Here is a 19,393-nt window from a genome sequence, read left to right on the forward strand (position 1 = left end):
GCGTTACTGCTGGATGTCCCCCAGGCACAGGTACTTGATCTCCACGTAGTCGTCCATGCCGTGGTGCGAGCCCTCACGGCCCAGGCCGGACTGCTTGACGCCGCCGAACGGCACATGCTCGGTGGCCAGCAGGCCCACGTTGACGCCCACCATGCCGTACTCCAGCGCCTCGCCCACGCGGAAGATGCGGCTCACGTCGCGGCTGTAGAAGTAGCTGGCCAGGCCGAACTCGGTGTTGTTGGCGGCGTCGATGGCCTCCTGCTCGGTCTTGAACTTGAAGACCGGCGCAAACGGGCCGAAGGTCTCTTCGCGTGCACACAGCATGTCGGGCGTGGCGTCGGCCACCACGGTGGGCTCGAAGAACTGGCCCGAACCCAGGCTTTGCAGGCGCTGGCCGCCGGCCACCACCTTGCCGCCCTTGGCCAGCGCATCCTGAACGTGGCGCTGCACCTTCACGAGCGCGGCTTCCTCGATCAGCGGGCCCTGGTTCACGCCGGCCTCGAAGCCGTTGCCCACCTTGGCGGTTTTGACCTTGGCCGCGAACTTGGCCACGAACTCGTCGTACACGCCTTCCTGCACGTAAAAGCGGTTGGTGCAGACGCAGGTCTGGCCGGCGTTGCGGTACTTGCTGGCGAAGGCGCCTTCGACCGCGCTGTCGATGTCGGCATCGTCGAACACGATGAAGGGCGCGTTGCCACCCAGCTCCAGCGACATCTTCTTGACCGTGGGGGCGGACTGCGCCATCAGGATGCGGCCCACCTCCGTGCTGCCGGTGAAGCTGATGTGGCGCACCACGTCGCTCGCGCACAGCACCTTGCCGATGGCAATGGAGTTGTCGCTGTCGGCGGGCAGGATGTTGAACACGCCTGGCGGAATGCCCGCGCGGATGGCCAGCTCGGCCGCGGCCAGGGCAGTCAGTGGCGTGAGCTCGGCCGGCTTGATGACCACGGGGCAGCCTGCGGCCAGCGCGGGCGCGACCTTGCGGGTGATCATGGCCAGCGGAAAGTTCCAGGGCGTGATCGCGGCGCACACGCCGATGGGCTGCTTGAGCACCAGCAGGCGGCGGCTGTTGTCGAACTGCGGCAGCACCTCGCCGTTCACGCGCTTGGCCTCTTCGGCGAACCATTCCACAAAGCTCGCGCCATAGGCGACTTCGCCCTTGGCCTCGGCGAGCGGCTTGCCTTGCTCGGCGGTCATGAGGCGGCCCAGGTCGTCCTGGTTCGCCATGAGCAGGTCGAACCACTTGCGCAGGATGATGCTGCGCTCCTTGGCGGTCTTGCGCTTCCAGGGGCCCCAGGCCTTGTTGGCGGCGGCAATCGCCGCCTCGGCGTCGGTGGCACCCAGGTTGGCCACGTCGGCAAGCTTGAGGCCCGTGGCAGGGTCGTTCACGTCGAAGCGGCTGCTGCCCGCCACCCACTGGCCGTCGATGAGGCCGTCGGTCTTGAGCAAGGTGGGGTCGTTGAGCTGGGCGAGGGGGGAGGTCTTCAAGTCCATGGGAGTGTTCCGGGAAGAGTGAAGGGGGGGGTGAAGGATGTCGTGATCTACAGGGGGCGGTGCCGCCCGCCGCAGCCACCGATGGCATCGGCAAAGGCTAGCACGGGGCGGTGTCGCGGTTGTCACCAATGTGGCAATGGCAACGGTGCGTTGAAGCAGAGGATGCCAGTCACGCGCGCCGCCCCCGCAGCCACTCCAGCACCAGCAGCAGGCCAGTGGTGAACAGGATGAGCAGCGTGGCCACGGCCGCGATGGTGGGCGAGATGTTCTCGCGGATGCCGGTGAACATCTGGCGCGGCAGCGTGGCCTGCTCGGCGCCGGCCAGGAAGAGCGTGACCACCACCTCGTCGAACGATGTGGCAAAAGCGAACAGCGCTCCCGAGATCACGCCCGGCGCGATCACCGGCAGCGTGATGCGAAAGAAGGTGTTGAGCGGCGTCTCGCCCAGGCTGAGTGACGCGCGCACCAGGTTGTGGTTGAAGCCGGCCAGCGTGGCCAGCACGGTGGTCAGCACGAACGGTGCGCCGAGCGCCGCGTGCACGATGATCAGGCCCGCATAGCTGTCGGCCAGGCCCAGCGGCGCAAAGTACAGGTAGGTGGCCACGCCCACCACGATGATGGGCACCACCATGGGCGCGATCAGGATGCCCATGAGCAGGCCCTTGAAGCGGAAGTCCGCCCGCGACAGGCCCACCGCCGCCAGCGTGCCCAGCACCGTGGCCACCAGCGTGGCCGCCGGCGCCACGATGAAGCTGTTGCGCGTGGCCCGTGCCCATTCGGGTGACTCGAACAGGTGCCGGTACCACTTGAGCGACCAGCCGTGGATGGGGTAGGCGAGGAACGAACTCTCGGAGAACGACAGCGGCACCATCACGAGGATGGGCGCCAGCAGGAACACCAGCACCGCCACGCACAGCACGCGCACGGCCCACCAGCCGAGCTTGTCGGCCAGCGTGGCGTAGAGAGGAAATGGAGGAAGGCGAAGCATGATCAGCGGCTTTCTGCGTCAGAAGGTGAAGGTCATCCCAGGCTCAATTCGGCCTTGCCGAACCGTCGGTAGACGCCATACAGCACCAGCGTGGCGGCCAGCAGCAGGGCGCCCAGCGCACAGGCCATGCCCCAGTTCACCTCCACGTTGGTGTAGCGGGCGATGTAGTAGCTGAGCATCTGGTCGTCCGCGCCGCCCAGCAGCGCGGGCGTGACGTAGTAGCCGATGGCCAGGATGAACACCAGCAGCACCCCGGCGCCGATGCCCGGGTAGGTCTGCGGCACGTACACCCGAAAGAACGCGGCCAGCGGCGCGCTGCCCAGCGACACGGCCGCGCGCAGGTAGGTGGGCGGCACGCTTTTCATCACGCTGTACAGCGGCAGGATCATGAAAGGCAGCAGGATGTGCACCATGGCGATCACCACCCCCGTGCGGTTGAAAAGCAGCGCCAGTGGCTGCTCGATGATGCCCAGGCCCATCAGTCCGCGGTTGACCAGCCCTTCGGACTGCAGCAGCACGATCCACGCCGCCACCCGCACGAGGATGGACGTCCAGAACGGCACCAGCACCAGGATCATCAGCACGTTGGCCTGGCGCGCCGGCAGTTGGGCCAGCCACCAGGCCAGCGGGTAGCCCAGCAGCAGGCAGACCAGCGTGACCACCAGGCTGATGTGGAAGGTGCGCAGCAGGATGCCGCCGAACGCGCGCTGCTCCTCGGGCATGCGTTCGATGTGGCCCAGCGCGTCGCGCTGCAGGTCGACGGAGGCGAGCAGGTAGTCCGGCGTCCAGCGTGCGCCGTTCTTGGCGATGGCGCGCCACAGCAGCGGCTCGCCCCAGCGCGGGTCCTTGGCGATGAGCTGTTCGCGCACCGCATCGGGCGTGCCCTGCATCGGCAGCGCACGGAAGGCGCCCATCACCAGCGACCGCGCACCCGGCATGTCCGAATTGAGCCGGCGCGCCAGCGCGCCTGCGTCCGAGCTGTCGGGCAACCGCGCCAGGTCGCTCATCAGCGCGGCGTAGGCGGCGGGCCCGGGGGCCGCTTGCCGGTCCCAGCCATGCAGCGCCTGCACGGTGGTGGGCAGGGCATTGGCCACCTCGGGGTTTTCCACCCCGCGCTGCAGCAGCGCCGCAATGGGCACCAGCAGCGTGAGCAGCAAGAACACCAGCAGCGGCAGCGTGAGGGCGAAGGCCCGCCACTTGCGCCGCGCCTCGGCGCGCGACAGGGCCTGGCGCAGGGTGCCCGCGGGCGGCGCGCTGGGGGTAGTGGCGAGTGGGGCGGCGGCAGCAGTAGCGTGCATGGCAGAGCTTTGTTTGCGCTGGGGCGTTCGTTGCGTGGCGATCGATTTACTGCGTGGCCCAGGCGGCGAAGCGCTTTTCCAGTGCCTCGCCCTGGTCCGACCAGAAGGCCACGCCGAACTGCAGGGCCTCCTTGGCGTTGGCGGCCGACGTGGGCAGGTCGTCCAGCACCTTCTTGTCCAGCTTGGCCAGGGCCGTGGTGTTGGCCGGGCCGTAGGCGATGTTCTGCGCGTAGGCGGCCTGGTTGGCGGTCTGCAGGGTGAAGGCAATGAACTTCACCGCCGCATCCTTGTTGGGCGTGCCCTTGGGGATGGCCCAGTAGTCCAGGTCGTAGATGCCGCCGGGCCAGTAGATCTTGAGGTTGCGGCCTTCGCGGTTGGCTGCGTCGATGCGGCCGTTGAACACGGTGGTCAGCACCACGTCGCCGGCCACCAGGAACTGCGGCGCCTGGGCGCCGGCTTCCCACCACTGGATGTGGGGCTTGAGCTCGGTCAGCTTCTTGAAGGCGCGGTCGGCGCCGTCCTTGGTGGCCAGCACCTTGTAGACGTCGGCGGGCTTGACGCCGTCGGCCAGCAGTGCGAATTCGAGGTTGTAGCGCGCGCCCTTGCGCATGCCGCGCTTGCCGGGGATCTTCTTGGTGTCCCAGAAGTCGGCCCAGCTCGTGGGGGCGGTCTTGAGCTTGTCGCCGTTGTAGGCCATGACGGTGGACCACACGAAGATGCCCACGGCGCATTCGTTCACGGCGGCGGGCAGCAGCACCGACTTGTCCACGATCTTGCTGTAGTCGAGCTTTTCGTACAGGCCCTCGTCGCAGCCGCGCGCGGCGTCGGGCGATTCGACCTCGACCACGTCCCAGGTGACCTTCTTGGCCTCCACCATGGCCTTGACCTTGGCCTGCTCGCCGTTGTATTCCACGGCGACGATCTTGTTGCCGGCCTTTTCATAGGGTTCGTAGAACGCCTTCTTCTGGGCGTTGGCATTGGCGCCGCCGAAGTTCACGACGGTCAGCGGCGTGGATGGCTGCTGCGCAAGGCCGGGCAGTGCCAGGCAGGCGGCCAGGGATGCGAGGGCGATCAGGCTCTTGTTTTTCATGGTGCAGTTTTCCTTGGGTGGTGAGAGGGGAAAGGGGGACGGCGAACGGGACGGGAATCGAGAACAGAAACGAAACGGGTGGTGGTGGATGGCCGGCCTGCGGCTCAGGCCGCGTAGATGCGCGTGGCCTCGGGCGGAAACTCCAGCAGCACGGCATCGCCGGGCTGTGGCGGCGGGAAGGCGTCGGACACCTGGGCCAGCGCGCGCTTGACGGTGGCCTGCTCCTGGCCGTGGCCCATGTCGCAGATGAGGCGCAGGTGGTCGCCGTGGTAGATGGTGCGGGCCACCGTGGCCGGCACGGCCGACACCTTGGGGTAGGCGGTGTGCGGGTGCAGCACGATGCGCTCGGGCCGCACGCAGGCCTGCACGCGGGCGCCGCGTGCGCTGTGGTTCACGTTCCGGCCCGGCAGCAGATGGCCGCCGGGCAGCTGGATGGCGGCATCGTCGCCGCCCGCGCCGTGCAGCGTGCCGGTCAGCACCGTGCTGTCGCCCACGAAACCGGCCACGAAGCGGTTGGACGGCGCCTCGTACAGCGTTTCCACATCGGCCAGCTGCTGGATCACGCCTTCGTTGAACACGGCCACGCGGTCGCTCATCGTCAGCGCCTCGCCCTGGTCGTGCGTGACGTAGACAAAGGTCACGCCCAGCTGGCGGTGCAGCTCTTTCAGCTCGATCTGCATGTGCTCGCGCAGCTGCTTGTCCAGCGCGCCCAGAGGTTCGTCCATCAGCACCAGCTCGGGGTTGAACACCAGCGCGCGGGCCAGGGCCACGCGTTGTTGCTGCCCGCCCGACAGGCGCGTGGGCAGGCGGTCGGCCATGCCCGCCAGGCGCACCATGTCCAGCGCTTTCTTCACGCGCGTGGCCTGCTCGGCCTTGGGCACCTTGCGCACCGTGAGCGGGTAGGCCACGTTCTCGCCCACCGTGAGGTGCGGGAACAGCGCGTAGTTCTGGAACACCATGCCGAAGTTGCGCTTGTGCGGCGGGGTGCGGGTGATCTGCTTGCCGTCCAGCAGGATGTCGCCGGCCGTGGGTGACTCGAACCCCGCCAGCATCATCAGCGTGGTGGTCTTGCCCGAGCCCGAGGGCCCCAGCAGGCTCAGGAACTCGCCGCGCTCGATGTCCAGGTCCAGCGCGCGCACGACCAGCTGTTCGCCGTCGTAGGTCTTTTGCACGCCGCTGAAGCGGACCAGGGGTTCTGCAGGGGTCATCGTGGTGGCCATGGGTTGAATGCGGGCAGATGAAAATCCGGGGCTCAGCCCACGGCGGCGAAGCTGGCGGCCAGGATGGCCAGGCCTTCGTCCAGCAGTTCGTTGGAGGCGGTGAGCGGCACCAGGATGCGGATCACATTGCCGTAGGTGCCGCACGACAGCAGGATGAGCCCGCGCCGCGCGGCCTCGGCCACCACCTTCTTCGTCAGTGCTGCGTCGGGGCGGTGCACGTCCCCGGCTTCGAACAGCTCGATGGCGACCATGGCGCCCAGGCCGCGCACATCGCCGATGGCTGGCACCTTGGCCGCCAGGTCCTTGAGGCTGCGCACCAGCAGCGCGCCCATGTCCTGGCTGCGGGCCAGGAGCTGTTCTTTGTCGAACGCCTCGATCACGGCCAGCGCCGCGGCGCAGGCCACGGGGCTGCCGGCATAGGTGCCGCCCAGGCCGCCGGGGGCGGGGGCGTCCATCACGTCGGCCCGGCCCACCACGCCGGCTAGCGGAAAGCCGCCCGCCAGAGACTTGGCGGTGGTGATGAGGTCCGGCGCCACGGGCCACTGCTCGCACGCAAACCAGGTGCCGGTGCGGCCCGCGCCGGTCTGTACTTCGTCGGCAATGAGCAGGATGCCGTGGCGGTCGGCCAGCGCCTTCAGGCCGGCGATGAACTCGGGCGGCGCCACGTAGAAGCCGCCTTCGCCCTGCACCGGCTCCACGATGAACGCCGCCACGCGCTCGGGCTCCACGTCGTTCTTGAAGATCAGCTCCACCGACTGCAGCGCCTGCTCCACGCCCACGCCGTGCAGCGCGTTGGGGAACAGGGCGTGGTACACCTCGCCGGGGAAGGGCCCGAAGCCCGTCTTGTACGGCACGACCTTGCCGGTGAGGCCCAGCGTGAGGTTGGTGCGGCCGTGGTAGCCGCCCGTGAAGGCGATGACGCCGGGGCGCTGGGTGTAGGCGCGGGCGATCTTCACGGCGTTCTCCACCGCTTCGGCGCCGGTGGTCAGGAGCAGGCTTTTCTTGGGGAAGGCACCGGGGGCCAGCGTGTTCAGGCGCTCCGCCACTTCCACGTAGGGCTCGTACGCCACGACCTGGAAGCAGGTGTGGGTGTACAGATCCAGCTGTGCCTTCACGGCGTCGATCACGCCCGCATGCAGGTGGCCGGTGTTGAGCACCGCGATGCCGCCGGCGAAGTCGATGAAGCGGCGGCCTTCCACGTCCCACAGCTCGGCGTTGCGGGCCTTCTGGACGAAGAGTTCGTGGGCCTGGCCCACGCCCCGTGCCACGGCGGCATGGCGGCGGGCGAGGAGGGCGGCGTTGGTGAAGTGGCGGTCTTGCTGCATGGCGGTGGCGTGGTGTGAACGAGGCAATGAATGGATGAAGGAAGGAATGCGGCGAATTCTGGAAGCCGCGCCGCGGACCGTCCATGTACACCGCAGCGCTGCCGGGCGCGCACTGTGCAGGTCTAGAATCCTGTACAGGCAATCCCTGATCTGGTGTGCGCCAGGACGGTGCACAATTCGCCCCCTTTTTGGCCCTCTTGATGCTCACTCTCAGCCCGGATCTCCAGACCCCCCTGGTCAGCCAAATCGTCGACGGCCTGCGGGGGCTCATCACGGGGCAGGTGCTCAAGCCAGGCAGCAAGCTCCCCTCCATCCGCGCCTTCGCGGCCGCCCACGGCGTGAGCGTGTTCACCGTGGTCGAGGCCTACGACCGCCTGGTCGCGCAGGGCTGGCTGGTCTCGCGGGCGAATGCGGGCTTCTTCGTGAAGCGGCGCGACAACGACGGTGCCGCGCCCAGCGCTGGGGCACTGGCGCGGCCGGTGCCCCGTTTCGATGCACGCTGGTACCTCAAACAAATTTTTGAAAACCGAAACCTGCCGATGAAACCCGGCTGCGGCTGGCTGCCGCACGACTGGCTGTTCGGCGACGCGGTGCGGCGCAGCATGCGCCAGCTGTCGGCCGACGGGCCGGAGCTCGACGGCTACGGCCTGCCGCATGGCCACATGGCGCTGCGCATGGTGGTGGCCGAGTCGCTGGCCGAGCACCACCTGGCAGTGGATGCGGACCAGGTGCTGCTCACGCAGGGCTCCAGCCAGGCGCTGGACCTGATCGCGCGGCGTATCGTGAAGGCCGGCGACGTGGTGCTGGTGGACGACCCGGGCTACCCCAACCTGCTGTTCATGCTGCGCTTTGCAGGTGCGCAACTGGTGGGCGTGCCGCGCACCGCGACCGGCTACGACCTGCCGGCGCTGGAGGCGCTGCTGGCCGAGCACAAACCCACGGCCTACTTCACCCAGCCACGGCTGCAAAGCCCCACGTGTTCGGTGGCGTCGGTGGCGCACCTGCACCGGCTGCTGCAACTGGCCGAGCAGCACGGATTCCTGCTGGTCGAAAACGACATCTATGCCGACATGGACACGGGCGTGCGCCCGTCGCTGGCGAGCCTGGACCAGCTCAACCGCGTGATCTACATCGGGAGTTTTTCCAAGACCATTTCGCCCAACCTGCGCACGGGCTATGTGGCCGCGCGGCGCGACCTGCTGGACGAGCTGGTGCAGATCAAGATGATCTCGGGCCTGACCTCGTCCGAGATCACCGAGCGCGTGACCTTCGGCGTGGTCACCGACGGCCGCTGGCGCAAGCACCTGAAGTCCTTGCGCGAGCGTTTGGCCGAGGCGCACCGCAGCGTGGGGCGGCGTTTGCTGAGCCTGGGCTTCGAGCTGTTCCACGAGCCCGAGGCCGGCATGTACCTGTGGGCGCGGCACCCCGACCTGCCCGACAGCGCGGAGCTGTCGAAGGAAGCCACGGGCGCGGGCATCATGCTCGGCCCCGGCCAGCTGTTCCTGGTAGAGCCACGCCCCACGGGCTGGCTGCGCTTCAACGTGTCGTTCAGCCAGGACGAGCGCCTGTGGCGCTTTCTGGAGCAGCGCATCGCGGCCGGGCAGCAGGCGGGCGACTAGGGGCGGGCAGCGCGGGCTACCTGCCTGTTCTTTTGAATGTTTTTGGCCGCTACCGCTTGATGGTCAAGCGCTGGCAGCTATAAAAATGATAGCTTTTCCTGCCGCGCGTCGCCGGCTGTGTGCCATGTCGGCCTGTCGGCTCGTCGCCCCGTCTGGACATCGGCACTTTCTCATCACCGATCGATGATGTGCCGCGCAAACCGCTCCAGGTAGTCGAGCAACTGCTCGGCACCCGCCACGGCGTGCGCCTCGTCACCGCTGGCGATGCCCTGCGCCAGGTGCATGTGGGCCCGGGCACCTTCCGACACCTCGCCCTCGTGCTGGTAGGCGTACCAGAACCGCCGGCACTGCACGATGAGCGGCTGCACGCTTTTGACGGCGGAATGGTTCTGGCAGGCCTGGTGCACGACCACGTCCAGCGCGTGGTCGGCCTGCATGTAGTCGTCCAGGTGGCCCCGCGCCGCGGCATCCACCATTTTCTCGGCGCACAGCACGATGGCCTGGCGCTGCGGCGCGGTGGCGCGGCGGGCGGCGCAGGCGGCGATCAGGCGCTCCAGCACACGGCGGGTCTGGATCACGTCCAGGTGGTCCGCCAGGTCGATGTGCGACACCAGCAGCCCGCGCCGGGGCTGCTGCGCAATCAGCCCGATGGACACCATGCGCAGCAGCGCCTCGCGCACGGGGGTGCGGCCCAGGCCGGTGCGTTCCACGATCTCGGCCTCGACTACCGGTGAGCCGGGCAGCAGTTGCAGCGTGGAGATCATGGTCTCGATGGCGTCGTAGGCCACGTCGGCCGCGCGCCGCTTGAGGGCCGGGTCTCGCTGGGTGGGGGCGCTGCGGGTGGTCATGGAGGGCGTGTCCGGTGTTGTAGGTGTTGTGTTTGGAGCGGAATCTTAGTGGCCTCAGGGTATGACCCCGCGGGCGCCACGGCAAGCAGCGCGTGCGCGCGCGGGGCGACTGATGTTGCGCCGTGGCAGTGCCGGCGCGAAAGGGGGCCTGCCGCCACGTGGTGGCGCCTCGTCAACCGGTGTGCCGCGGGGCCTCGTCGGCACGGCTGCTGCTTGCGGCTACATCGGCTACATCGGCCACAGCGGCCAGCGTGCCGATGCGCACGGGCGCCAGCAGGTGCCGCGGCGGGGCGGGCGTCCACCCCAGCAGGTGGTGCGTGGCTGCGCCGCAGATGCGGCCCTGGCAGGCGCCCATGCCGCAGCGGGTGTGCAGCTTGGCGTCGATCCAGCCGGAGCGCTCGGCAAGGTCGGCGTAGCGCACGTCTTCGCAGCGGCACACCAGCGTGTCCGGCTCGGCCAGCCGGCGCAGCGCGGGCTGCAGCGCAAAGTGCCGGTGCAGCGCGTCCGCAAAGGCATGCCAGCGGGCGCGCTCGGCGTGCAGTGCGCGGGCCGCGGCGATGTCGCCCACGGCGATGTGGCCGGCAATGGCACCTTCGGCGCGCGAGCGCTCGCTGCCGCCAAAGCCGGTGCACTCCCCCGCGGCCAGCAGGCCCGGCACAGCATCGGCGGGGTGTGGTTCGCCGGGGCCGTGGGCGGCGCCACCGCGCAGCAGCCGCTGGTCCGCATCGACCGCCAGGCCCTGGCGCTCGCCCACGCGCCCGCCGAGCATCTGGCCGAGTTCGGTGTTGGGCACCAGGCCAAAGCCGCAGGCCAGGCGGTCGCAGGCGATCTCGCGCTCCTGCCCGCCCTGGCGGAGCGTGACCGACTGCACCGCGCCGTGTGGGCTGTGGGCGCCATGGGCGCCGTGGGCACGCACCACATGGCTGCCGGCGCGGTACACCGCGGGCAGCAAGGCTGCGGCCTGTACAGCCTTGCCCGGCCAGCGCGCCAGGCTGGCACCGAATCGGGCCAGCGCAGTCCAGGGGGCTTGTTCGGCCACGGCGACGACCTGTGCGCCGGCCTGCCGGGCGGTGTGCGCAGCCGCCAGCAGCAGTGGGCCGCTGCCCGCCACCACGATGCGCTGGCCGGCCACCGGCAGGCCGCCCTTGATGAGCGCCTGCAGGCCACCCGCGCCGGTCACGCCCGGCAGCGTCCAGCCGGGGAAGGGCAGCAGCAGTTCGCGCGCGCCGGTGCACAGGATGATCTGGCGGGCGTGCTGCACCCAGCCGCCCTGTGCGTCTTCGAGCCACAGCGCATGCAGGCCCGCGCTGCGCGCCGTCTGCTCGGCCAGGCCCACCACGCGCGTGCCGCAGCGCAGCTGCACATGGGCGTGGCGCTCCAGCGCGTCGCGTTGCTGCCGGGCGGCGGGGGGCAGCGTGACGCCCGGGCCGTCGCGCCAGATCTGGCCGCCAGGGGCAGGGTTGTCGTCCAGCAGCACGATGCGTGCGCCGCTGGGCGCAGCCGCCAGCGCGGCGGCCAGCCCGGCAGGGCCTGCGCCCACGATGAGCAGGTCGCAGGTGGACGGTGGGGCGTCGGGGGATGCGGTGGGAGTAGCGGTGGGAGTGGCGGTGGTCATGGTGGGCTGCTGTTCGGGGTCTGCAAGCCGGTGGCCACCTGCATGCCGTCGCGACACAGCGTCTGGCAGGCCAGGCGGCGCACGCCGTCGATCTGCACGCGGCATTCGTGGCAGATGCCCATGCCGCACAGCGGGGCGCGCACCTCGCCGCGCACCGAGCGGCGCGTGGCGCCCGGCGGCTGCGCTTGCGCCAGGGCCGCGGCCACGGTGGTGCCGGGGCGCACCTGCACGGAATGGCCGTCCAGCGACAGGGTGATGGTGGCGGGGTCGGTCATGCCTGCAGCGATGCGAAACGGTGGGCTGCGAAGGGCGCAGCATCAAGCGGCAGCGGGGTGCCCGTGATCTGCGCAGCCAGCAGCTGCGCCGTGGCCGGGGCGGTGGTCACGCCCAGCCCCTCGTGGCCCACGGCCAGCCAGAGGTGCGGGCGGTGCGGGTGCGCGCCGATGATGGGCAGGCCATCGGGCGTGGCCGCGCGAAAGCCTGTCCAGGTGCGGATGGCGTTCAGGTCGGCCAGGCCCGGCAGGTACTCCAGCGCGCGCTGCAGCATGCGCGCCAGCACGGCGTCGTTGACCGCCGGGTCGGTGGTGTCGAACTCGCGCGACGAGCCGATCAGCAACTGCCCCGTGGGCCGCGGCTGCACGTTGAAGGCCACCGACGTGCCGTCGCTGTGGTGCGCGCTGGTGATGTAGCCCAGCTCCACCAGCTGGTGGTGCACGGTGCCGGGGTAGCGGTCGGTGATGAGCAGGTGGCCCTTCTTGGGGCGCAGGGGCAGGCCGGGGCACAGCGCGGCGGCGTGGATGCCGCTGGCCAGCACGATGGCGCCCGCCTGGCGCGTGCTGCCGTCCCGCAGCGTGGCGCACTGGCCGTCGATGTGTACGACCTCGGCCTCTTCGATGCACAGACGGCCGGGGCCGCCGTGCAGGGCGGCGTCGTCCAGCAGCCACTGCGCGGCGCGTGGGGCGTAGACCACGCTGTCGGCAGCGATGCGCAGCGCACCGGCCATGCCGGGGCGCAGTGCCGGCTCGGCGCGCGCCAGACCGGCGGCGTCCAGCAGTTCGCAGTCCACGCCGTGGGCCTGCAACGTGGCGCGCTTGTCCTGTGCGGCCTGCAGCTCGGCGTCATTGGCGGCCAGCCACAGCGTGCCGCAGGCGCTGAAGGCGCAGCCGGCATCCATGCGCGGCGCCCAGGTGTGCCAGAGGTTCAGCGACGCCTGGCTGAGCGCGAGCTCCGCCGGGTTGTCGTCCATCAGCACCAGGTGCCCCATACCGGCCGCAGTGGCGCCGCCCAGGCGCGCGTCGACGATGCGCACCGACAGCCCGGCCTGCACCAGCGCGTGCGCGCAGGCCGCGCCGATGATGCCGGCGCCGATCACGAGGACATCGGTGTGCTGCATGGCAGAAAAGTACGCAGTGCGCTGAGGGATGGATCGCAGGCGTTCACGCCGTTTCGTGTCGCCAACTGCCGGTGGACAGGGCGCGCTCCGAGCGCGTGGACGGCCAGCAACGGCCGCCCTGCAGCACAGGCCGTTGTCCCCCTGGGTGGAAGGCGCGCAGCGACACCGGGGGCCTTCACAGCTTGATGCCCCAGCCGAAGGGGTCGTTGTCTTCGATGAGCAGCGTGGCCTCGGCGCTCATGTGGGCACGGCCGCGCAGGGTGGGGATGACCCTGCCGCCGCTGCCGTCACCGGCCAGCGTGTAGCTGGCCTCGAACTCGCTGCCGATGATGCTGGCCTGGCGCCACACCTGGCCCGGCTGCAGCTTGCCGTCGGCTGCGAGACACGCCACCTTGGCGCTGGTGCCGGTGCCGCAGGGCGAGCGGTCGTAGGCCTTGCCGGGGCACAGCACGAAGTTGCGGCTGTCGGCCGGTTCATCGGTGCGGTCGTCGTCGGCAAAGAGTTCGATGTGGTCGATCTCGCCGCCGTTGTCGCCGCGGATGCCCTGGTCCTTCAATGCCTGCTGGACTGCGAAGGTGTAGGCCGTCAGGGCGTCGAGGTTGTCGCTGGCCACGCGCTGGCCGTGGTCCGCCACCAGAAAGAACCAGTTGCCGCCCCAGGCCACGTCGCCCACCACGCGCCCATAGCCCGGCACGTCGACGGCCAACTGGTGGTGCAGCCGATATGCGGGCACATTGCGCACGCTGACCGAGCCGTCATCGTGCAGCGTGGTGGTGACGGTGCCCACGGGCGTCTCGATGCGGTGCTCGCCCGGCTTAATGCGGCCCAGGTAGGCCAGCGAAGCGACGAGGCCGATGGTGCCGTGGCCGCACATGCCGAGGTAGCCGGTGTTGTTGAAGAAGATCACGCCCGCCGCGTTGGCAGGGTCCTGCGGCGCGCAGAGCAGCGCCCCCACGATCACATCGTTGCCGCGCGGCTCCAGCACCGTGGCGGCCCGCCATGCATCGTGCTGGCTGGCCAGCAGCGCGCGGCGCTCGGCCATGCTGCCCGCACCCAGGTCGGGAAAGCCGCCGACGACAAGCCGCGTGGGCTCGCCGCCGGTGTGGGAGTCGAGGATCTGGATGCGTTTCATGGTGTGAGGTGGTTCAGGGCGTTGCAGATGGTCTGGGCGATTCGGGGGGAAGGCGCCGCCGGCAGCTGATGCGGATGTGCTTTCCATCCATCATTCAACACCGTTCGGGCTGAGCCTGTCGAAGCCTTGCGCAGCGCTTCGACAAGCTCAGCCTGAACGGTTCTTGCATTTTTGACGAAATGGGGACCAGGGGCGCTTCAAAGATTCGTCAAGGGGGCTTCAGCTTCAATAACTCGCCAAGGGAAAGGGCGCGGCGTTGCGGAAGGTCAGCACCGTGATGGGCGCCTGCTTGAGGTTGCCCTTGTCATCGTAGGCATAGGTGCCGGCCACGCCCTGGTAGCTGGCGCTGTACATCTGCGCGCCCACCTTCGCGGGCTGGGTGGAGTTGGCCTTTTGCATCGACTCGCCGATGAACATCACCTGGTCGTAGTAAGACGCCGCATACGCGTCGGCATCGAGCTTGAAGCGCGCCTTGTACTTGGCCTTGAAGGCCGGGCCGTTGGCCGCCTTGTCGAGCATGGTGCCGCCCTGCGCGCAGAACACGGTGTCGTTGACGGCGTCGCCACCCAGCTTGCCCACCTCGGGGCTGCACAGCGTGTCGCCGCCCAGCAGCTTGGCGGTCAGGCCCAGCTGCTTCATCTGCCGCGCCATCGGGGCGGCCTGCGGTGCGTAGCCGCCAAAGAAGATGGCCTGCGGCTGCTTGCCCTTGAGGCTGGTGAGGATGGACAGGAAGTCCGTGGACTTGTCGGTGGTGAACTCCTGGCCCACCACGGTCAGGCCCTGCTTCTTGGCCTCCTTGGTGAACTGGTCGGCCACGCCCTGGCCGAAGGCGGTGCGGTCGTCGATGACGGCCACCTGCTTGACCTTCATCACCTGCGCGGCGTACACGGCCATGTTGGAGCCGATCTGCGTGTCGCTGGCGATGATGCGAAACAGGTTCTTGTAGCCACTCTCTGTCACTTTGGGGTTGGTGCCCACGGTGGACACCATGGCCCCGCCGTCGCTGTACACGCGCGACGCCGGGATGGCCACGCCCGAGCAGTACGGGCCCATGACGAACTTCACGCCGCTGTCCACCAGCTTTTGCGCCACGCTGACGCCGGTGCGGGCGTCGCACTGATCGTCCTCGGACACCAGCTCGAACTTCAGCACCTTGCCTTCGACGGTGATTTTTTTGGCATTGAGCTCCTCGACGGCCAGGCGCACGCCGTTCTCGTTGTCCTTGCCTGCAAAGGCATTGGGTCCCGAGAGCGGGCCGCTGTGGCCGATCTTCACCACCTGCTCCTGGGCGCTGGCGTGGTGGGCGTGGCCGGCCAGCATCAGCGCGGCGATGGCGGCAGGGGTCAGGGCGCGAAATCCGAAAGCACGTGTCATGGGAAGCCTTGGGTGGGTGAGGTGAATGAAAGGGCCGCTGTCGTCTGTGACCCGGCGGTGCGGCCCGGCGGCGCGGTCTGGCAGGTCGGGCCTGCTCAGGCTACGGACTGGTACTGGGTGGGGCGGGTGTCGAGCGCCTTCTTCACCACGCTTTCGACGAACGCGCGCTCTTCGCCCACCAGCGGCAGGCGAGGGCGGCGCATGTGCTCGGTGCCGACGCCGACGAGTGCGTCGATGAGCTTGAGGTTCTGCACCAGCTTGTTCGATACATCGAGGTGCAGCATGGGCGTCATCCACTGGTACAGCCGCAGCGCCTCGGCAAACTTGCCGGCCTTCATCAGGTCGTACAGCGCCACGGTTTCGCGCGGGAAGGCGCAGCCCACGCCGGCCAGCAGGCCGTCGCAGCCCAGGGCCAGGCCTTCGTAGGCCAGATCGTCCACGCCCAGAAAGAGCTGGTAGCGGTCGCCCACGGTGTTGCGCAGGTCGGTGATGCGGCGGATGTCGCCCGTGCTTTCCTTGATGGCGGCGATCCACTCGCAGTCGGCCAGCTCGACCATGTGCTCGGGCTTGAGGTCCACGCGGTACGCCACGGGGTTGTTGTAGACCATCAGGGGGCGCTGGGCGGCGCCCGCCATGGCGCGCACGTTGGCCATGGCCTCGCGCGCATCGGCGACGTAGATCACCGAGGGCATGACCATGTAGCCGGCCACGCCCAGCTTGTTGGCACCGTCGATGTAGCGCAGGGCCTCGCGGGTGCTGGTCTCGGAGACGTTGGCCAGCACCGGGATGCGGCCGTCGGCGGCGTCCAGGGCGATCTTGGCGACCTCCAGTTTTTCTTCCAGGCTCAACGTGCTGGCTTCGCCCAGCGAGCCACAGGTCACCAGGCCATGGATGCCGTTGCGGATCTGAAAGTCGATGTGCCGGGCCGTGCCCTCGGCGTCGATGGACTCGTCGGCGTGGAACTTGGTGGTGATGGCGGGGAAGATGCCTTGCCAGCGGGGTTGGGGATTCACGGATGCTCCTTCGGGGGGTGAGGGTGAAGCGCTGCTGCTTCGGTGGATTTATAAATATATTAACAACATATCTAAAATCCACAAGCAGGACTTTTACCAGTAGAGGAGGGCGGGCCGCACCAGGGCGCCCGGCGTCTGCGGTCCGTGAATGGGGCGGTGCGGACGCATAACCATCGTCGCGTGCGGAGGGCGGTTGCGACCATGGCCGCACACGGCGCCCGCCTGTCGCTGCCCAGCCACGGCCCCCAGGGAGAGCAAACCTATAATGAAAGGTTGGTCCCGATGGGCGGCCCGCAGGCATTGGCCTGCAGGGCGGCCTGCTGTGTGAAACCACTCCTACACACCATGAGCAATCCCACTTTTTCCGTCGCAGACATCCGCAAGTCCTTCCTGGACTTCTTTGCCTCCAAGGGCCACACCATCGTGGCGTCGAGCCCCCTGGTGCCCGGCAACGATCCCACGCTGATGTTCACCAACTCGGGCATGGTGCAGTTCAAGGACGTGTTCCTGGGCACCGACAAGCGCCCGTACAACCGGGCCGTGTCCGTGCAGGCCTGCCTGCGGGCCGGTGGCAAGCACAACGACCTGGAGAACGTGGGCTACACCGCCCGCCACCACACCTTCTTCGAGATGCTGGGCAACTGGTCGTTCGGCGACTACTTCAAGCGCGAGTCGCTCAAGTGGGCCTGGGAGCTGCTGACCGAGGTCTACAAGCTGCCCAAGGAGCGCCTGCTGGCCACCGTCTACCAGGAAGACGACGAGGCCTATGACATCTGGACCAAGGAAATCGGGCTGCCGCCCGAGCGCGTGATCCGCATCGGCGACAACAAGGGCGGCCGCTACAAGTCCGACAACTTCTGGATGATGGCCGACACCGGCCCCTGCGGCCCCTGCTCGGAAATCTTCTACGACCACGGCCCGCACATCCCCGGCGGCCCTCCCGGCAGCCCCGACGAAGACGGCGACCGCTTCATCGAGATCTGGAACAACGTGTTCATGCAGTTCGACATGGCCGAAGACGGCTCGGTCACGCCGCTGCCCGCGCCCTGCGTGGACACGGGCATGGGCCTGGAGCGCCTGGCCGCCATCCTGCAGCACGTGCACAGCAACTACGAGATCGACCTGTTCGACGCGCTGATCAAGGCCGCGGGCCGCGAGACCGGCGTGGCCGACCTGAACAACAAGAGCCTGCGCGTGATCGCGGACCACATCCGCGCCACCGCCTTTTTGGTGAGCGACGGCGTGATCCCGAGCAACGAAGGCCGCGGCTACGTGCAGCGCCGCATCGTGCGCCGCGCCATCCGCCACGGCTACAAGCTGGGCAAGAAGACGCCTTTCTTCCACAAGCTGGTGCCCGAACTGGTGCGCCTGATGGGCGATGCCTACCCCAAGCTGCGCGAGCAGGAGCAGCGCATCACCGAAGTGCTCAAGGCCGAGGAAGAGCGCTTCTTCGAGACGCTGGCCAACGGCATGGAAATCCTGGACGCCGCCCTGGCCGGCGGCGCCAAGGTGCTGCCCGGCGACGTGGCCTTCAAGCTGCACGACACCTACGGCTTTCCGCTGGACCTGACCAACGACGTGTGCCGCGAGCGTGACGTCGAAGTGGACGAGGCCGGCTTCAAGGCCGCCATGGAAAAGCAAAAGGCCCAGGCCCGCGCTGCCGGCAAGTTCAAGATGGACAAGGCGCTCGAGTACACCGGTGACATCAACCAGTTCACCGGCTACGACAAGCTGGCCGAAGCCGCAAAAATTGTCGCCATCTACGTGGACGGTACCAGCACCGCGGCCCTCAAGACCGGCCAGACCGGCGTGGTGGTGCTCGACACCACCCCCTTCTATGCTGAAAGCGGCGGCCAGGTGGGCGACGAAGGCACCATCACCAGCGGCTCGGCACGTTTTGCGGTGGGCGACACGCTCAAGGTGAAGGCCGACGTGTACGGCCACCACGGCACGCTGGAAGAAGGCACGCTGAACGTGGGCGACACAGTGCAGGCCGAGGTGAACACGGCCCTGCGCGCCGCCACGGTGCGCAACCACTCGGCCACCCACCTCATGCACAAGGCCCTGCGCGAAGTGCTGGGCAGCCACGTGCAGCAAAAGGGCAGCCTGGTGAACGCCGAGCGCACCCGCTTCGACTTCGCACACAACGCCCCGGTGACGGATGCGCAGGTGCGCGAGATCGAGCGCCTGGTGAACGAGGAAATCCTGGCCAACCACCCCACGCAGGCCCGCGTGATGGACATCGAATCGGCCCAGAAAACCGGCGCGATGATGCTGTTCGGCGAGAAGTACGGCGAGACCGTGCGCGTGCTCGACATCGGCTCCAGCCGCGAGCTGTGCGGCGGCACCCACGTGCAGCGCACGGGCGACATCGGCCTGTTCAAGGTCGTGGCCGAAGGCGGCGTGGCCGCGGGCGTGCGCCGCATCGAGGCCGTGACCGGCATCAATGCGCTGGCCTACCTGCAGCAGCTTGAAAGCACCGTCAACCAGGCGGCCGGCACGCTCAAGACATCGGCGACCGAGCTCAATGGCCGCATCGGCCAGGCGCTCGACAACGTGCGGGCGCTGGAGAAGGAAGTGGCGGCCTTGAAGGGCAAGCTGGCCTCCAGCCAGGGCGACGAGCTGGTGAACCAGGCGGTGGAGATCAAGGGCCTGAAGGTCCTGGCCGCTGCGCTGCCGGGCGCCGATGCCAAGACCCTGCGCGACACCATGGACAAGCTCAAGGACAAGCTCAAGACCGCCGCCATCGTGCTGGCGGCCGTGGACGGTGACAAGGTGCAGATCGCCGCGGGCGTGACGTCCGACAGCATCGGCAAGCTCAAGGCCGGCGAACTGGTCAACTTCGTGGCCCAGCAAGTGGGCGGCAAGGGCGGCGGCAAGCCTGACATGGCCATGGCGGGCGGCACGGATGCGTCCAAGCTGCCCGCAGCGCTGGCATCGGTGACGGGCTGGGTGACGCAGCAGCTGGGCTGATCGACTGGCTC

Annotated in this window: 15 protein-coding genes; 2 read left to right on the plus strand and 13 right to left on the minus strand. The window is 68.7% G+C overall.

The window, feature by feature from the left end; all coding sequences use genetic code 11:
* Positions 1-3 precede the first annotated feature (3 nt).
* From ASG27_RS22600 to gabT, 6 genes are all read right to left on the minus strand, one after another.
* Positions 4-1,494, minus strand: a complete 1,491-nt coding sequence (locus ASG27_RS22600; RefSeq protein WP_056421467.1) for an NAD-dependent succinate-semialdehyde dehydrogenase — start codon at positions 1,492-1,494, stop codon at positions 4-6.
* A gap of 169 nt (positions 1,495-1,663) precedes the next feature.
* Positions 1,664-2,482, minus strand: coding sequence for an ABC transporter permease (locus tag ASG27_RS22605; protein WP_056421466.1), 819 nt, complete (start codon positions 2,480-2,482; stop codon positions 1,664-1,666).
* Between the two features lie 32 nt (positions 2,483-2,514).
* Complete coding sequence (locus ASG27_RS22610) at positions 2,515-3,780, minus strand: ABC transporter permease (RefSeq protein ID WP_056421465.1); 1,266 nt, start codon at positions 3,778-3,780, stop codon at positions 2,515-2,517.
* 46 nt (positions 3,781-3,826) lie between these two features.
* Positions 3,827-4,870, minus strand: coding sequence for an ABC transporter substrate-binding protein (locus ASG27_RS22615; RefSeq protein ID WP_056421464.1), 1,044 nt, complete (start codon positions 4,868-4,870; stop codon positions 3,827-3,829).
* A 104-nt stretch (positions 4,871-4,974) separates the two neighbouring features.
* Positions 4,975-6,078 (minus strand): ABC transporter ATP-binding protein, encoded by a 1,104-nt coding sequence (locus ASG27_RS22620; protein ID WP_056421499.1) that lies wholly within the window; start codon positions 6,076-6,078, stop codon positions 4,975-4,977.
* 44 nt (positions 6,079-6,122) lie between these two features.
* On the minus strand, positions 6,123-7,415 hold the full coding sequence (gene gabT, locus ASG27_RS22625) for a 4-aminobutyrate--2-oxoglutarate transaminase (RefSeq protein WP_056421463.1): 1,293 nt from the start codon (positions 7,413-7,415) through the stop codon (positions 6,123-6,125).
* Positions 7,416-7,615: 200 nt separating this feature from the next.
* Between gabT and ASG27_RS22630 the strand changes: the two genes are divergently transcribed.
* Positions 7,616-9,034, plus strand: coding sequence for an aminotransferase-like domain-containing protein (locus tag ASG27_RS22630; RefSeq protein WP_056421462.1), 1,419 nt, complete (start codon positions 7,616-7,618; stop codon positions 9,032-9,034).
* A 173-nt stretch (positions 9,035-9,207) separates the two neighbouring features.
* Here the strand turns inward: ASG27_RS22630 and ASG27_RS22635 are convergent, their stop codons facing one another.
* The 7 genes from ASG27_RS22635 to ASG27_RS22665 form a co-directional block, all read right to left on the minus strand.
* On the minus strand, positions 9,208-9,882 hold the full coding sequence (locus ASG27_RS22635; protein WP_056421461.1) for a GntR family transcriptional regulator: 675 nt from the start codon (positions 9,880-9,882) through the stop codon (positions 9,208-9,210).
* 172 nt (positions 9,883-10,054) lie between these two features.
* On the minus strand, positions 10,055-11,497 hold the full coding sequence (locus ASG27_RS22640) for an NAD(P)/FAD-dependent oxidoreductase (RefSeq protein ID WP_056421460.1): 1,443 nt from the start codon (positions 11,495-11,497) through the stop codon (positions 10,055-10,057).
* Positions 11,494-11,772, minus strand: a complete 279-nt coding sequence (locus ASG27_RS22645) for a 2Fe-2S iron-sulfur cluster-binding protein (RefSeq protein WP_056421459.1) — start codon at positions 11,770-11,772, stop codon at positions 11,494-11,496. The genes ASG27_RS22640 and ASG27_RS22645 overlap by 4 nt, the downstream gene beginning before the upstream one ends.
* Positions 11,769-12,890, minus strand: coding sequence for an NAD(P)/FAD-dependent oxidoreductase (locus tag ASG27_RS22650; RefSeq protein ID WP_056421458.1), 1,122 nt, complete (start codon positions 12,888-12,890; stop codon positions 11,769-11,771). Before ASG27_RS22650 ends, ASG27_RS22645 begins: the two co-directional genes overlap by 4 nt.
* 175 nt (positions 12,891-13,065) lie before the next feature.
* Positions 13,066-14,022, minus strand: a complete 957-nt coding sequence (locus tag ASG27_RS22655) for a 4-hydroxyproline epimerase (RefSeq protein WP_056421457.1) — start codon at positions 14,020-14,022, stop codon at positions 13,066-13,068.
* A 225-nt stretch (positions 14,023-14,247) separates the two neighbouring features.
* Positions 14,248-15,396, minus strand: a complete 1,149-nt coding sequence (locus tag ASG27_RS22660) for a branched-chain amino acid ABC transporter substrate-binding protein (protein WP_056421456.1) — start codon at positions 15,394-15,396, stop codon at positions 14,248-14,250.
* A gap of 95 nt (positions 15,397-15,491) precedes the next feature.
* Complete coding sequence (locus tag ASG27_RS22665; protein ID WP_056421455.1) at positions 15,492-16,409, minus strand: dihydrodipicolinate synthase family protein; 918 nt, start codon at positions 16,407-16,409, stop codon at positions 15,492-15,494.
* Between the two features lie 345 nt (positions 16,410-16,754).
* On the opposite strand from ASG27_RS22665, the gene alaS reads away from it, so the two are divergent.
* Positions 16,755-19,382, plus strand: a complete 2,628-nt coding sequence (gene alaS, locus ASG27_RS22670; protein ID WP_056421454.1) for an alanine--tRNA ligase — start codon at positions 16,755-16,757, stop codon at positions 19,380-19,382.
* The last annotated feature ends 11 nt before the right edge of the window (positions 19,383-19,393 follow it).

The sequence above is a fragment of the Acidovorax sp. Leaf191 genome (genome assembly GCF_001424425.1).
Lineage (GTDB): Bacteria > Pseudomonadota > Gammaproteobacteria > Burkholderiales > Burkholderiaceae_C > Acidovorax.